General features: G+C 46.3%; 14 protein-coding genes. 12 read left to right on the top strand and 2 right to left on the bottom strand.

Annotated elements, in window-relative coordinates; translation table 11 throughout:
- Window positions 1–114: 114 nt before the first annotated feature.
- A complete protein-coding gene (nadB, locus tag C1S74_RS13610) occupies window positions 115–1,722 on the bottom strand; it encodes an L-aspartate oxidase (protein WP_045397744.1) in 1,608 nt (535 codons plus the stop codon).
- 555 nt (window positions 1,723–2,277) lie between these two features.
- On the opposite strand from nadB, the gene rpoE reads away from it, so the two are divergent.
- The 11 genes from rpoE (at window position 2,278) to acpS (ending at window position 11,505) form a co-directional block, all read left to right on the top strand.
- Window positions 2,278–2,856 (top strand): RNA polymerase sigma factor RpoE, encoded by a 579-nt coding sequence (rpoE, locus tag C1S74_RS13620; protein WP_005436461.1) that lies wholly within the window; start codon window positions 2,278–2,280, stop codon window positions 2,854–2,856.
- 26 nt (window positions 2,857–2,882) lie between these two features.
- A complete protein-coding gene (locus C1S74_RS13625; protein ID WP_038870308.1) occupies window positions 2,883–3,509 on the top strand; it encodes a sigma-E factor negative regulatory protein in 627 nt (208 codons plus the stop codon).
- Window positions 3,506–4,471 carry a sigma-E factor regulatory protein RseB gene (rseB, locus tag C1S74_RS13630; protein WP_045397746.1) on the top strand — a complete coding sequence of 322 codons (966 nt, stop codon included), beginning with the start codon at window positions 3,506–3,508 and terminating at the stop codon, window positions 4,469–4,471. The genes C1S74_RS13625 and rseB overlap by 4 nt, the downstream gene beginning before the upstream one ends.
- Window positions 4,468–4,938, top strand: coding sequence for a SoxR reducing system RseC family protein (locus C1S74_RS13635; protein ID WP_045397748.1), 471 nt, complete (start codon window positions 4,468–4,470; stop codon window positions 4,936–4,938). Before rseB ends, C1S74_RS13635 begins: the two co-directional genes overlap by 4 nt.
- A 149-nt stretch (window positions 4,939–5,087) precedes the next feature.
- Window positions 5,088–6,881, top strand: a complete 1,794-nt coding sequence (gene lepA, locus C1S74_RS13640; RefSeq protein WP_045397750.1) for a translation elongation factor 4 — start codon at window positions 5,088–5,090, stop codon at window positions 6,879–6,881.
- Window positions 6,882–6,985: 104 nt separating this feature from the next.
- Window positions 6,986–7,885 (top strand): signal peptidase I, encoded by a 900-nt coding sequence (lepB, locus tag C1S74_RS13645; RefSeq protein WP_038881188.1) that lies wholly within the window; start codon window positions 6,986–6,988, stop codon window positions 7,883–7,885.
- A gap of 20 nt (window positions 7,886–7,905) precedes the next feature.
- A complete protein-coding gene (gene rnc / locus C1S74_RS13650; protein WP_005436448.1) occupies window positions 7,906–8,583 on the top strand; it encodes a ribonuclease III in 678 nt (225 codons plus the stop codon).
- Window positions 8,576–9,538 carry a GTPase Era gene (gene era, locus C1S74_RS13655; protein WP_038881191.1) on the top strand — a complete coding sequence of 321 codons (963 nt, stop codon included), beginning with the start codon at window positions 8,576–8,578 and terminating at the stop codon, window positions 9,536–9,538. Before rnc ends, era begins: the two co-directional genes overlap by 8 nt.
- Before the next feature lie 114 nt (window positions 9,539–9,652).
- Window positions 9,653–10,384, top strand: coding sequence for a DNA repair protein RecO (recO, locus tag C1S74_RS13660; protein WP_045397752.1), 732 nt, complete (start codon window positions 9,653–9,655; stop codon window positions 10,382–10,384).
- Complete coding sequence (gene pdxJ / locus C1S74_RS13665) at window positions 10,381–11,112, top strand: pyridoxine 5'-phosphate synthase (protein ID WP_045397753.1); 732 nt, start codon at window positions 10,381–10,383, stop codon at window positions 11,110–11,112. Before recO ends, pdxJ begins: the two co-directional genes overlap by 4 nt.
- 12 nt (window positions 11,113–11,124) lie before the next feature.
- Window positions 11,125–11,505: a holo-ACP synthase gene (acpS, locus tag C1S74_RS13670; protein ID WP_045397756.1), complete on the top strand. Its 381-nt coding sequence runs from the start codon at window positions 11,125–11,127 to the stop codon at window positions 11,503–11,505.
- A gap of 89 nt (window positions 11,506–11,594) precedes the next feature.
- Here the strand turns inward: acpS and barA are convergent, their stop codons facing one another.
- Complete coding sequence (gene barA / locus C1S74_RS13675; protein WP_045397758.1) at window positions 11,595–14,393, bottom strand: two-component sensor histidine kinase BarA; 2,799 nt, start codon at window positions 14,391–14,393, stop codon at window positions 11,595–11,597.
- Between the two features lie 192 nt (window positions 14,394–14,585).
- On the opposite strand from barA, the gene rlmD reads away from it, so the two are divergent.
- Window positions 14,586–15,905, top strand: coding sequence for a 23S rRNA (uracil(1939)-C(5))-methyltransferase RlmD (gene rlmD, locus C1S74_RS13685; RefSeq protein ID WP_045397760.1), 1,320 nt, complete (start codon window positions 14,586–14,588; stop codon window positions 15,903–15,905).
- Window positions 15,906–16,024 lie beyond the last annotated feature (119 nt).

Consider the following 16,024-nt stretch of genomic DNA (forward strand, 5'->3'; position numbering starts at 1 on the left):
ACAGTTGTGATGATGTGTCGTATCGTCAATTGAATATGATATTGCGTCAATGGAAAATGGGAGCCGAAGCCCCATTTGATATTGTGTCTGACTCTTTCTTACTTGGCGTCAGATTTACTTGTTTGGTGTCAGAATCGTCGGTCCGCTGTTCTCTTGTTGGTTTGGATAATCCAAGGTGTAGTGTAGACCGCGGCTCTCTTTACGCTGCATCGCACAGCGCACCATCAGTTCAGCTACTTGAAGTAGGTTACGCAGTTCTAGCAAGTTGTTTGAAACACGGAAGTGACTGTAGTACTCATGCGTTTCTTGCTGAAGCATTTGAATACGGCGTAGTGCGCGTTCTAAACGTTTGTCCGTGCGAACAATGCCCATGTAATCCCACATAAACAAGCGAAGCTCATGCCAGTTATGCTGGATGATAACCTCTTCATCACTGTTGGTGACTTGGCTTTCATCCCAACAAGGTACTCGGGGTGCTAACTCGACCTTCGTGTGGTGCTTTAGGATATCTTTGGCGGCTGCCCATGCGTAGACCACACACTCAAGTAGTGAGTTTGAAGCCATGCGGTTTGCACCGTGTAGACCGGTGTAACTGACTTCGCCAATGGCATATAGATTCTTCAAGTCCGTATTGCCGTTTTGATCGACCATCACGCCACCACACGTGTAGTGTGCGGCCGGAACAATTGGGATCGGCTCTTTGGTCATATCGATGCCAAGATCCATCAAACGAGAATAAATGGTTGGGAAGTGCTTGGTAATGAATTCCGCAGGTTTGTGGCTGATGTCTAAATACATGCAGTCTGCACCTAGGCGCTTCATTTCAAAGTCGATGGCACGTGCGACGACATCACGCGGCGCAAGTTCTTTACGCTCATCAAAATCCGGCATAAAGCGTGAGCCATCAGGGCGTCGCAGATAGGCACCTTCACCACGCAAGGCTTCTGTGAGTAGGAAGTTACGTGCTTCTGGGTGGAACAGGCAGGTAGGGTGGAATTGGTTGAATTCCATATTTGCTACACGGCAGCCTGCGCGCCAAGCAATCGCGATACCGTCACCAGAGGAAACGTCAGGGTTTGACGTATATTGGTAAACTTTGGAAGCACCACCAGTCGCAAGAACAACAAATTTAGCGCGAACGGTTTCTACCTGTTCTTCATTTCGGTTCCAAATATAAGCACCAATGATCTTATTTTTGTCGCCGCCGATTTTATCTTCAGTGATCAAATCCAGAGCATTGTGACGTTCAAGAACATGAATGTTTGGGTGGCTGTGGGCGTTGTCTTGCAGTGAGGTTTGCATTGCCATACCTGTTGCATCCGCAGCATGCAAAATTCGGCGTCGACTGTGACCACCTTCGCGAGTTAAGTGGTAACGAGGTTCTTCATCAGAGTCGTCTTCTTCACGATCAAATGGCACACCGCCATCGATGAGCCATTGCACGCATTCTTTTGAATTTTCAGCGATAAACTTAACCGTTTCTTCATCGCAAATGCCATCACCAGCAATTTGTGTGTCTTCAACGTGAGACTCGATGGTGTCAGATTCATCGAAGACCGCAGCGATACCACCTTGCGCGTAAAACGTCGCGCCTTCGCTGCGTGGGCCTTTACTCAACACCATCACTTTACAGTGGTTTGCTACGCGCAAAGCTAACGACAAGCCCGCGGCGCCACTCCCTACCACTAACACATCACATTCATGTTCACGATTCGTGTTCATATAACTTTTACAATCCCAAGCTAAGGTAACAAGGCTACCTTGTGTATATTTTGCACACCATGTGCATCCATTAACGCGACATCCGTCGCTAAGGGCTAAGTTGGGAGGTATCTAAATCACCGCAACTCTGGTGACTTGTGCCACTCTTATCTTTGCATGTCGATGACATGCGAATGCTTCCTGAGTTTTATTTTAAACGCGTTGTTCAGATAGCCATTAGCCGTGCCAACAAAAAGTAATAGTTTGTCAATGCCATTGCTTTTCTAGGCTCTACCCAGCACAATCTGGGACAGAGATCATCCATTATACCCATTTCCCCATCACTATGCTCGCTTGTCAAAACGAGACGTAATTCAGACGTGGCGAGGGATTTGGCTAGTGACATCACACTGTGAAAAAACAATGACAAAAAATTTGAGAAACCATGGAACTTTCTCATTCACGTCGGAGTCACAATAGTGCTCAAGTAAGCAGTGGTGTCAATACTACGTTTTGCATAATTAGTACCCATATCTGAGAAGAGTAGGGGCATAACAAATAGGAGTATCCGCTCGAATGAACGAGCAGCTGACCGATCAAGTATTGATTGAGCGAGTTCAGAATGGAGATAAGCAAGCATTCAACCTGCTGGTAACGAAGTATCAGAACAAGGTATGTAATCTTATTTCCAGATACGTAAGTAATCCTGGCGATGTTCCAGATGTAGCACAAGAAGCGTTTATCAAGGCTTACCGAGCTATCCCTAGCTTTCGCGGGGAGAGTGCGTTTTACACTTGGCTGTATCGCATTGCAGTGAATACTGCGAAGAATCATATCGTTGCTCAGGGTCGTAGACCGCCTGCGACGGACGTTGATGCTGAAGATGCTGAATTTTACGAAACAGGTAATGCATTGAAAGAAATTTCGAACCCTGAGAACTTAACGTTGTCCAAAGAATTGCAACGGGTAGTGTTCAGCGCAATCGAAGCCTTACCTGAAGATTTAAAAACGGCAATGACTCTGCGTGAGCTTGATGGCTTAAGCTATGAGGAAATTGCTGAAGTAATGGATTGCCCGGTGGGAACGGTACGATCACGTATCTTCCGTGCTCGTGAGGCGGTGGAAAAGAAAATCAAACCTCTTTTACAGCGCTAGTACAAGTGATAACTATGGTGAAAACAATGGCTGACAAAGAAAAACTTTCAGCTCTCATGGATGGAGAATTGGTCGATAAGGCTTTAATTCAAGAATTAGAGCAAGACCAAGAAAGCCGTGACGCTTGGCAGAACTATCATCTTATTGGTGATGTGATGCGAGGCGAAGCGCCAGCAAAACCTGAGTGGAATATTGCTGAAAGCGTGGCGTTAGCGTTAGAAGACGAGCCTGTGCATCGTGCTATCGATTCACGCAGTGCTAACGTTATTTCAATTAATGACGCGCCAAAAGAGTCGCAACCAGAGCCACAAAAAGCCAAGCGCCAGTTGCCTGCATGGCTGACTCAGTTTGGTCAGGTTGCCGTTGCTGCGTGTGTGTCACTTGCCGTGATTTTAGGTGTGCAACAATACGGTGGTAGCGACCCAATGTCGCCACAAGCCGATCAACTTCCTGTGCTTCAAACAGTGCCATTTGCTGGCAGTGCAGAACCAGTAAGTTTGACTCGTGAGTCCGTTGAGCGCTCGGTTGGCGAAGCAAATATGCAAGAGCAACGTAAACGCGTTCATGCTATGCTTCGTGACTACGAATTGCAGTTAAGAATTAACAGTGATGCGTCTCAGCAAGATGCAAATCTGACTCCGGATATTGAATGAAAAAATTTCTGATCAGCGCTTGCGCTCTGTTCAGTCTGATGTCTACTCAAGCCTTTGCTGGTGATAAACCAGCGGAGGCTTTATTGCATCAAATGAGCGAGGCGAGCAAAAATTTAAGCTACGAACTCTCTTATATCCTCATCAAAAAGAACAGCATTGAACCTTTGCTGTACCGTCATGCGACTCACGATAAAGATCAGTACGCACATCTTGTGTATTTGAGTGGTCCAGTTCGTGAAGTAATTCGTCGTGGTACTGAAGTGAGTTACATCGAAACCGGTGCAGAGCCGTTTACGATTGAATCTGGCAAGATGGTCGCACCAATCATGCCGATGCTGAACACCAATATCGATGAATTGAACCTCTATTACGACTACGTCAAAGTCGGTCGTGCCCGTGAAGCTGGCGTTCCGACTCAGGTGTTACGTATTGTGCCTAAAGACGGTTTGCGTTATTCGTACGTACTTTGGATTGATGAGAAAAGTAAGCTACCACTGCGTGCTGATCTGGTTGACCGTGATGGAGAAATGCTAGAGCAATACCGTACGATCTCATACTCGGTGAATCCAAAAATTGGCGAGTTGATGAGTGGTTTGGCGGATGTGCAGTTGCCAGCAGTATTGACGATGCCAAAAGGCGATATCGGTACGAGTGACTGGAACGTAGGTTGGATTCCTGAAGGTTTCCATCCAAATGAGTTAAATCGCTACCGAATGGCGGTAACTGACCAAATGGTTGAAAGCCAGCTTTACTCGGATGGTTTATTCAGTTTCTCTGTTTATGTCGCAAGCAAAGATGAGCATTCTCTGAAAGGCCAATTGGTTCGCCAAGGTCGTCGTACTTTGCATAGCTTTGTAAGTGGTGATCATGAGATCTCTGTTGTGGGTGATATTCCACCGGCAACTGCTCAGCGTATTGCACAATCTGTTACGTTTGATGTAGCAAAGAGTAAAGCGCAATGATGACCGCATTAGCAACCGTGACGGGTGTTCATCGTCACGGTCAGCAATACGATATCGATTTAAGCTGCGAGCAACAAACCAGTTGCAGCAGCTGTTCTTCGCAAAAAATCTGTGGCACTGGAGTGGTTACTAAAGCAATTGGTAACAAAACATTAGCATGGCATCTGCGTACAAAAACATCCGTCAAAGTTGGTCAGGTGGTAGAAATCGGCTTTCCTGAGTCGAGTCTGATCAAATCCGCAATGGCGGTTTACCTTCTTCCTCTGTTTGGTCTGATTGTTGGTGCCGTGATTGGCAACTTCCTTCTTGTGCCTTTAACCACAGGCGGCGAGGGCATTACCATCTTAGCTTCGGTTTTGTTCGCTGCTGGTGGTATGTGGCTCGCTAAACGTGTGTCACGACCTTTAGAAGATGAATCAAAACGCCAAGTCACCCTCATTCGAGTTCTCGGTGAGCCTATCCAGTAAGTACGTACCTCGAGGTTGCTAAGGTATATACTTTAAATAAGGTGCGCCCGTTAACGAAATTGGGTAGAATCTGCCAACTTGATTGAAATGCCGTCAGCTGATGGCTTTCTTACTGTCCCTATTTGTAAAGAGTTAGTCACCCTAAATCTATGAAGCACATTCGTAACTTTTCGATTATCGCCCACATCGACCATGGTAAGTCGACCCTATCAGACCGTCTAATCCAAGTATGTGGAGGATTAAGCGATCGTGAAATGGCCGCACAGGTTCTGGATTCTATGGATCTTGAACGTGAGCGTGGTATCACCATTAAATCTCAGAGTGTAACGTTAAACTACACTGCTAAAGACGGTGAAACCTACCAGCTGAACTTCATCGATACTCCGGGACACGTTGACTTTGCGTACGAAGTATCACGCTCTCTAGCCGCTTGTGAAGGCGCGCTATTGGTGGTTGACGCAGGTCAAGGTGTAGAGGCTCAAACGCTTGCTAACTGTTACACCGCGATCGAAATGGATCTAGAGGTTGTGCCAATCCTTAACAAGATTGACCTACCTGCCGCTGATCCTGAGCGCGTAGCAGAAGAAATTGAAGAAATCGTTGGTATCGATGCAATGGAAGCTACCCGCTGTTCTGCTAAGACAGGTATCGGTGTAGATGACGTTCTAGAAAACATCGTATCAGCAATTCCAGCACCAGAAGGTGATCCTGAAGCACCACTTCAAGCATTGATCATCGATTCATGGTTCGATAACTACCTTGGCGTTGTTTCTTTGGTTCGTATTAAAAACGGCTCACTGAAGAAAAACGACAAGATTAAAGTAATGAGCACAGGCCAAACTTGGGGTGTAGACCGTCTAGGTATCTTCACACCTAAGCAAGTCGATACTGATGTTCTTAATACCGGTGAAGTAGGTTGGGTAGTTTGTGGTATCAAAGACATCCTTGGTGCTCCTGTTGGTGATACGCTAACCCTAGCGAAAAACGGCAGTGAGAGCCCTCTACCTGGCTTTAAAAAAGTAAAACCTCAGGTATACGCGGGTCTATTCCCAGTATCATCTGATGATTACGAAAACTTCCGTGACGCGTTAGGCAAATTGAGCCTGAACGATGCATCGTTGTTCTATGAGCCAGAAAACTCAGCGGCACTAGGTTTTGGTTTCCGTTGTGGTTTCCTTGGCATGCTGCACATGGAAATCATCCAAGAGCGTTTAGAGCGTGAATACGATCTAGACCTGATTACAACAGCGCCTACTGTAGTCTACGAAGTCGTAGAAACTGACGGTACGCTACTTTATGTTGATAGCCCGGCCAAACTGCCAGCGGTAAACGACATTGAAGAAATTCGCGAGCCTATCGCACGTTGTAATATTCTTGTGCCATCGGATTACCTTGGTAACGTAATCACACTGTGTGTAGAAAAGCGTGGTACTCAGGTTGATATGGTTTACCACGGCAACCAAGTTGCTGTGACGTACGATATCCCAATGGCAGAAGTTGTTCTGGACTTCTTTGACCGTCTGAAGTCAACGTCACGCGGCTACGCATCTTTGGATTACAACTTCCAACGCTTTGAAACATCGAACATGGTACGTGTAGATGTACTTCTGAATGGCGACAAGGTTGATGCGCTAGCACTGATTACGCACAAAGATCAGTCTCAGACTCGTGGTCGTCAGTTGGTTGAGAAGATGAAAGAATTCATCCCTCGCCAAATGTTTGATATCGCGATCCAAGCGGCAATCGGTAACCACATCATTGCGCGTTCTACTGTGAAACAGCTACGTAAGAACGTAATCGCGAAATGTTACGGTGGTGACGTGAGCCGTAAGAAGAAACTTCTGAAGAAACAGAAAGAAGGTAAGAAACGTATGAAGCAGATCGGTAACGTAGAGCTGCCTCAAGAAGCGTTCCTAGCTATTCTTCACGTTGGTAAAGACTAGAGTTGAACTATCTCTTACTCTTGTCTGTCATAAGACGTTAGATAGTAAAATAAGTGAAAGGGTTTCGGCTCTTTCACTTTCGTATTTTTAGATAAGGGAATTTAATGGCGAATACATTCTCACTGATTCTAGTTATCGTGACTTTGGTAACTGGCGTAGTTTGGCTACTGGAAAAGCTGGTGTTTGCAAAAAAACGTCAAGCGAAAGTAGAAGAGATTCAAGCACAGACAGCTAATGGCCTGGACGCGGTAACACTACAGAAAGTAGAACGTCAGCCATGGTGGATTGAGAATAGCGTGTCTATTTTCCCTGTAATTGCATTCGTTCTTGTATTGCGTTCTTTTATCTATGAACCGTTCCAAATTCCTTCAGGCTCAATGATGCCCACCTTACTAGTAGGCGACTTTATTCTGGTGGAGAAATACGCTTACGGATTGAAAGATCCTGTTTGGCGTCATCAGCTAGTGGAAACTGGCAAACCAGAGCGTGGTGATATTGTGGTATTCAAATACCCACCTCAACCAAACATTGACTACATTAAACGTGTTGTTGGCTTACCTGGCGATACGGTTCGTTACTCAAGTGACAAGCAAGTATGTATTCAATCGCAAGGTGATTCGGTTTGTAAGCCAGTTAAATTGAGCAATGTTGAAGAAAGTCCGTTCATCCAAAACGGTATTCCTCTGATTCAGATGAATGAAAAACTGGGTGAAGTGGAACACCAAATCTTGGTTAACCCATTGGCTCGTGACCGTGTGCAGAACTACCAGCCACGTCCAGGAGTTAACGAATGGGTTGTACCACAAGGTCAGTACTTTGTTATGGGTGATAACCGTGATAACAGTGCTGATAGCCGTTACTGGGGCTTTGTTCCAGAAGCAAACTTAGTCGGTAAAGCTGTCGCGATTTGGATTAGCTTCGAGTTTGATCGTGGCGCAGACAGCGTTCTACCTTCATGGATTCCAACTGGTGTGCGTTTTAACCGCGTCGGTGGTATTCACTAACCATTACATATCGAGAGAGTATGAATTCTCCAATTGATAAACTAGAGAGAAAGCTCGGCTACCAATTTAAGGATGCTGGGCTTATCAACTTGGCGCTGACTCACCGCAGCGCCAACAGTAAGCATAATGAACGTCTTGAGTTTCTGGGCGATTCAATTTTAAGTTTTGTCATCGCTGATGATCTGTACCATCGTTTCCCGAAAGTGAACGAAGGTGACATGAGCCGTATGCGCGCTACTTTGGTACGTGGGCACACATTGGCGGAACTGGGTCGTGAATTCGATCTAGGAGATTATTTAAAATTAGGTCCAGGTGAATTGAAGAGTGGCGGATTCCGCCGAGACTCTATTCTAGCCGATGCGGTAGAAGCCATTATTGGTGCGATTTACCTTGATAGTGATATTGAAGCCGTGCGCGGTATTGTACTGAGCTGGTACAACTCGCGTCTTGAAGCCATCAAGCCTGGCGTATCACAAAAAGATCCAAAAACTCGCCTACAAGAGTTCCTGCAAGGCAGAAGAAAACCACTGCCTGTCTACACAGTGACTAATATTAAAGGTGAAGCGCACAACCAAGAGTTCACGGTTGAGTGTGACGTAGCAGGTGTGGATAAGCCTGTCATTGGTAAAGGCACCAGCCGCCGCAAGGCAGAACAAGCGGCTGCTGAAACAGCACTTGAGCAATTAACAAATGGCTGATAACGAATTCGATATCGATGCATTTTTTGCATCAAACGGTGAAGTAAGTTCACCAGAAAACCAGCACTGTGGCTTTATTGCGATTGTTGGTCGCCCAAACGTTGGTAAATCGACGCTTCTAAACAAAATTCTTGGTCAGAAGATTTCGATAACATCTCGTAAACCGCAAACGACTCGTCACCGCATCATGGGTGTGGACACTGACGGCGATTACCAAGCGATCTACGTAGATACACCAGGACTTCACATTGAAGAGAAGCGTGCGATCAACCGTTTGATGAACCGTGCGGCGAACTCATCGCTCAGTGATGTAAACCTAGTATTCTTCTTGGTTGATGGTACGCACTGGACCAAAGACGACGAGATGGTGCTGACTAAGCTTCAAAAGTCGAACTTCCCTGTAGTACTTTGTGTGAACAAGGTAGACAACGTGCAAGATCGTAACGAAGTGATGATGCACATGGCCGACATGTCTAAGAAAATGGACTTTGTTGACGTTGTGCCAATCTCTGCGAAACAAGGCAAGAACATCGACGTACTACGTAAGCACGTTCGCGATCACTTGCCGGAAGCAACACATCACTTCCCTGAAGAATACGTAACAGACCGTTCTCAGCGTTTCATGGCGTCTGAAATCGTGCGTGAAAAGCTGATGCGTTTTACTGGTGAAGAATTGCCTTACTCGGTAACGGTTGAAATTGAACGTTTTGACTACAACCCAGAAAATGATGGCTTCCACATCAATGCCTTAATTCTTGTTGAACGTAACGGTCAAAAGAAAATGGTCATTGGTAAAGGCGGTGAGAAGATCAAGACCATTGGTCGTGAAGCGCGCTTAGATATGGAAGAGTTGTTCGGCCGTAAGGTTTACCTAGAGACTTGGGTAAAAGTGAAATCTGGTTGGGCAGACGACGAACGTGCATTGCGTTCACTTGGTTACATCGACGACCTATAAGCTTGGTTGCGAAGTTGCTTCGTTCCAACATCGATAAAAACTAAATATCGATTAGAATAAGGAGCCAATTGGCTCCTTATTTTTTTATTCACACTTCTTAGGCACACTGACGAGATGAGCAACCAGTCTTCAGAAGGCTTTCAACGCTGCTTTGTATTGCATCGACGCCCTTACAGTGAATCGAGCTTAATCCTTGATGTATTCAGCGAGGAGTATGGTCGAATTACATTGATGGCAAAAGGTGCTCGCGGTAAACGCTCCAATCTTAAAGGCGCATTGCAGCCCTTTACCCCTCTATTGCTGAAATGGTCAGGGAAAGGCTCGATGAAGACGTTACGTCAAGCAGAGCCCATCAGTTTAGGTTTGCCTTTGACAGGAATAAACCTTTACTCCGCCATGTACGTAAATGAATTGATTGGAAGGGTGTTGATGGCAGAAGTGCCGATGCCAGCTTTATTTCATGACTACTTACATGCCTTAACGGAACTGGCTCAAAGTGATAACCCTGAACCGGGCTTGCGTCGTTTTGAATTAGCCCTGCTGTCTTCTATGGGGTATGGCGTCGATTTTTTGCATTGTGCTGGTACTGGTGAACCCGTCGACCCTGACATGACTTACCGCTATCGCGAACAAAAAGGATTCATCGCGTCAGTAAGGCGAGATAACCTCACTTTTTTGGGGAATGAATTGATTGCAATTAGTGAACGGCGATTCATCACTAAAGAGCAATTAAAAGCGGCGAAACGCTTTACACGACTGGCATTAAAGCCGTATCTTGGCGGCAAACCTTTAAAAAGTCGTGAATTATTCATTCAGACATACAGAGCACGGAGTAATGGAAAATGAGCTCAATCTATTTAGGCGTTAATATCGACCATATTGCCACTCTACGTAATGCGCGTGGTACTAAATACCCAGATCCAGTTCATGCTGCTGAGATCGCAGAGCGTGCTGGCGCAGACGGTATTACTATTCACCTACGTGAAGACCGTCGCCACATTCTAGATCGTGACGTGCGCATCCTACGTGAAACCATTCAAACTCGTATGAACCTTGAAATGGCAGTAACAGACGAGATGGTTGAGATTGCACTACAGACTAAGCCTGAGTTCGTGTGTCTGGTTCCTGAAAAACGTGAAGAGTTGACAACAGAAGGTGGTCTTGACGTTGTAGGTCAGCTTGAGAAAGTGAAAGCTGCAACGCAAAAACTGACGGAAGCGGGCATCAAAGTCTCTCTATTTATTGATGCTGACCGTCAACAGATCGATGCGGCAAAAGCATGTGGTGCACCGTATATCGAACTTCACACTGGTCACTATGCGGATGCGGATACTGAGGAAGACCAACAAGACGAGCTTAAGAAGATTGCTGCAGGTGCAAGCTACGCTGATGACCTAGGTATCATCGTTAATGCTGGTCACGGTCTGACTTACCACAACGTTGCGCCAATCGCTGCATTGCCTGAAATTTACGAACTGAATATTGGTCACTCGATCATCGGTCGTGCGGTATTTGATGGCCTAGAAAAATCAGTGGCAGAAATGAAAGCCCTGATGGTCGCTGCACGTAAGTAATCCGTTTCAATCATGGCAATTTTAGGATTAGGAACCGATATCGCCGAGATTGGGCGAATAGAGAAAGCACTAGAACGCAGTGGTGAGCCATTTGCAAAGCGCATTCTATCGGCTCAAGAAATGGCAAAATTTGACGAACTAAAACAAAAAGGTCGTTATCTAGCAAAGCGTTTCGCGGTAAAAGAAGCGGCATCAAAAGCGCTAGGCACGGGCATTGCGAAAGGCGTGACCTTCCATGACTTTACCGTTTCGAATGATGAGTTCGGTAAACCGATGTTGACGCTTTCTGGTGTGGCAAAGCAAATCGCCGAGTCGATGGGTGTGAATCATGTTCATCTATCGATTTCTGACGAGCGTCATTACGCGGTCGCGACGGTGATTTTTGAATCCTAATTTGTCTGATTACGGATTAATAACCGAATACGAAAAAGCCAGAGTCGATGCTCTGGCTTTTTTATTGTGTTGATTTCCCGAATTATTCTCTACTGTTCAAGATAGAACTTCGCCGTCGTGGTGACTTTAATCATCTCATCTTGCAGTTCGAACATTTCCGGTTCGATGTCTTCAATACTCGCACCTGAACGCAGCGCCTGTTCCAAGGTTGCACACAGTGACTTCAACCTCGGTACGCCACAGTAAGAGCTACTGCCGTGAAGTTTATGCACCACATGGATAAGGTCATCGCGCGAAAAGTCTTCTTGCTCTATGGCTTGATCGACCACTTCTTCCACTTCTGGAATAAAGTCTATCAACATGCGTAGCATGTCCTTAGCTAGGTCTTCTTTGTTTGCGCTCTGTTTTAAGGCCGCTTGCCAGTCGATAATCATATCTTGCTGCGGTTTTTCCGGCTCTGGTGGTGCAACTTCCACTGCAGGCTCCACGTAAGATGGTGCGATCTTATCGACACTGTCAGTGCAAGTATTTGGGTTCCAATGAACCAAAACCTGTTGCAACACATGTTCCTCAATTGGCTTGGTTAGGTAATCATCCATGCCCGCTGCCAGCAGTCGGTCACGCTCACCTGCCATTGCGTGTGCGGTCACCGCAATCACAGGGGTGTCTTTGTTCAGCTCTAGCTCTTTAATGTACTGACAGGCGGTTACGCCGTCCATCAATGGCATTTGAATGTCCATGAAGATCAGATCGTATTTCTTCTCTGTTGCGAGGTTCACTGCTTGTTGACCGTTGCTGCATGCCGTTACTGTTTCGACACGCTCTCTCAATAGCGCAGAGATCAGCTTCAAGTTGGCAGGGTTATCATCAACCGCAAGCACCGTTAATGGCAGTCTTTCGCTCTCTACAGGTTCAACCGGAGGCAGGGCAACCTGAGGCATTTCTATATGGTCAGTGATCAGGCTCTGTAGCAGTTTACGACGCGATAATGGCTTGGTCAGACATTGGATCTGATGATCGTTCATCACTTGGTCTGCTAATGCTAGCTCCGTACTTGGCGTACCCATGATGACACTTGGAGCCATACGCTTCGCCTGCTCAATCCACGCTGAGACGGATTGGTCGTCATAAGTTTGGTTTGCGCCCAAGTTCAACAATACGTAGTCGTAGTGTTCATCGTTCTCTGGTAGCGATGAACGGTAGGTCACTAGAATGCCTTCTTGACTCAAGACTTGTTGAGTCACTGATGCCGCTTGCATGTTTGGTTCAACCAGCAGCAGCTGCTTACCAGATAGCAGTTCTACTTCAATTAGATCGCTCATTGGCATTTCTGTTGAATGTAGGCGCAGCGTAAACCAGAAGGTAGAACCTTGGTGGAGACGGCTGGTTAAGCTGATTTCGCCGCCCATTTGGCTAACCAGTTTTTGGGTGATAACCAGACCTAAACCAGTACCGCCGTATCGGCGTGAAATACTCGCATCTGCTTGGCTAAAGGCTTGGAACAATTGCGCTTGCTGGCGCTCTGAAATACCAATGCCTGTATCGCGAACCATAAATTGCAGTTCAATGGAATCACTGGATTGGGAACGCATTTCAACACTGATGTCGATGTTGCCGCGCTCGGTAAATTTGATTGAGTTACCGACCAAGTTAGTAAGGATTTGCTGGATACGCAGTGGGTCACCGACCAAGCCTGGCGGGATCTTCGGATCCACTTTCAGGGTGATCTCCAATCCTTTCTCGTGTGCGCTGGTCGCTTGTAAGTTAATAACTTCTTCCAAGCTTTCTCTGAATTCAAATGGAATGTTTTCTAGGGCTAACTTACCCGCTTCCAGTTTCGAGAAGTCGAGGATGTCGTTGATGATGTTGAGTAGGTTGTTTGCCGACTTCTCAATGGTCTGCAAGTAATCCGTTTGGCTGTTCGACAACTGAGTTTTAAGCATCTGACGCGTAAAGCCAATCACACCGTTCAGTGGCGTACGAAGCTCGTGCGACATATTGGCTAAGAATTCAGATTTCACTCGCGCCGCTTCTTGCGCACGTTTCTTCGCGATGTCTAACTCCACGTTCTGAATTTCTAGCTGTTCAAGGGTTTCACGCAAGTCCGATGTCGCTTGGTCTATACTGTGCTGCATCTCAACGTGGTATTCCGACAGCGAGACTGCCATGGCGTTGATACCGTTTTTCAGTTGGTCCAACTCACCGTGCATTTTACCTTCGATACGCACGTCAAGGTGGCCACGACGAATTCGGTCCACAACGTTCTTCATGTGGGTGATCGGCTGGGTAACGTCATGCATGAGGCGAGAGGCGAACACGCTCGCGAGACCAAGGCCGAGAATCAACACCAAGAATGCTGAGAAGACTTCTTGGTACTGCTGTAAACGAAGTGACGAAAGATCCATTTCCACCGCGATGTAGCCAATGGCTTTTGTTCCCTGATTCTCATTTGAAAGCTCAGAAAGATAATGGCCTTCTGATAGAATCGGCACACGCAGAATAAGCGAGTTATCGAAGATTTCTGAGTCCCCTAATTGAGGAATCGGTTTGTCCTTCGGGAACATCAGCGCTTCAAAATTTGGGTGGAAGTTAGAGGTGACAAAAAGCTCATGGTTTTCATCAAACACCGCGATACTGCGAACCAATTTCGAGTTTTTACGGTGGGCGTAGCTGATCAGGCGACGGACGGCTTCACGACTTTCAGAAAGAAGGTGCGTTTCGCTGGCAATAGCAAGTGGTTCGATAATGCTATTACCTGTCGTGATGACTTGTTTTTCGAGGTCTTGGTAGCGGTTAAATGAGAAAAAGCCGCTCAGTAATAAACCAATAATGAGTGTGGGAGCGAGAGTTAGTGTAATTACACGTGCTCGTAAGCCATATCTGGTCATGTTATCTAATTACATCGGAGTCTGGATATGGGAAAATAACGCATTATTTCTCAAGCGCGCGATAAAGCCTTGAGTAAAGAAGTGACGTCACCGGATAAACGGTAAGCATAATCAAGTCACTCGAATCACACAACGGCTGCAATCAAGAATAGTGAAGCCGTAGAGCAATTAGACACAAATCAGGCACAGAGCATGGCACGTATCTTTCAACCTAAAAAGAAAACGCAATTAAATACTCGTCACCAAGCGGTACAAGTGGAGCGTTTGGATCACCACGGCGCAGGCATTGCTTACCTCAAGAAGAAACCATTGTTTATTGATGGTGCACTACCGGGTGAGGAAGTGGTAACCCAATTGGTGGAAGAAAAGAGCAAATTCGCTCGTGGTAAGTTGATTAAAATCCTTAAACCGAGTGAAACGCGCGTTGACGCCTTTTGTCCGCATTACCATGAATGTGGAGGCTGCGACCTGCAACATTTGAACTATGACCAACAGCTGACGCACAAGCAGCAAACGCTTCGTCAGTTGATGCGAAAATTTGCCGGTAGTGATATCGAGTTGGATGCACCTGTGTTGGGTGACTCTCATGGTTATCGTCGCCGTGCTCGCGTGAGCTTATTCGTGGATAAAAAGACCCGTCAGCTGCACTTTGGTTTCCGTAAGAAACAAAGTAAGCAAATCGCACAAGTGACGGACTGTCCTGTGCTTGCGCCTGAGTTGAATGTGTTACTGCCAGAAATCTACTCGACGTTAAAAGCGTTTAAGAAGCCAGAGCAATTGGGTCACGTAGAGTTAGTATTGGGCGACAATGGTCCTTGTATTACATTGCGCCACCTAAGCAAACTGACTGAAAAAGAAACTAACACGTTGGTGGAATTGGCGAAGCGTCATCATGCATCGCTCTACCTGATGCCAGAAACGGACCAACTTGATTTGATTGAAGGTGAAGTGCCTTTCTATCAAGAAGCCGGTGTCACCGTACCATTCACGCCAAACAACTTTATTCAAGTGAACCAAGCGGTGAACCAGAAAATGGTCGCTCAGGCAGTGGCGTGGTTAGACCCACAAAGTGACGAGCGAGTGTTAGATTTGTTCTGTGGTCTAGGTAACTTCAGTTTGCCAATTGCAAAACGTGCAAAACATGTGGTTGGCGTAGAAGGCGTGGCAGAAATGGTAGAAAAGGCAGCAAATAATGCATCCTTGAACCAAATCAATAACGCACAATTTTATCACGCTAACCTTGAGCAGGATTTTGAAGGGCAAGTTTGGGCGGCTGAACAATTCGACAAAGTGCTGCTTGATCCGGCACGTGCAGGCGCGAGTGGGATCATCGATCAAGTTTCTGCGCTTGGCGCACAGCGTGTAGTTTATGTTTCGTGTAATCCTGCTACCCTTGCAAGGGATAGTCAGAGCTTGCTGGAGCAAGGCTACCAATTGACCAAATTAGGTATGCTGGACATGTTCCCTCATACCAGCCATCTAGAATCGATGGCGCTGTTTGAAAAGTCCTGATAATTGGGACTTTGTTGATCACTTACACGTGGTGGGTGGTCAATAAGCCAACGTTTAAGGCTTGGCATAAGAACTAACCTGGATGGTGTTAGTCAAACCACACAAATATAATAATTAGG

The organism is Vibrio hyugaensis (genome assembly GCF_002906655.1).
In the GTDB taxonomy this organism is placed as follows: domain Bacteria; phylum Pseudomonadota; class Gammaproteobacteria; order Enterobacterales; family Vibrionaceae; genus Vibrio; species Vibrio hyugaensis.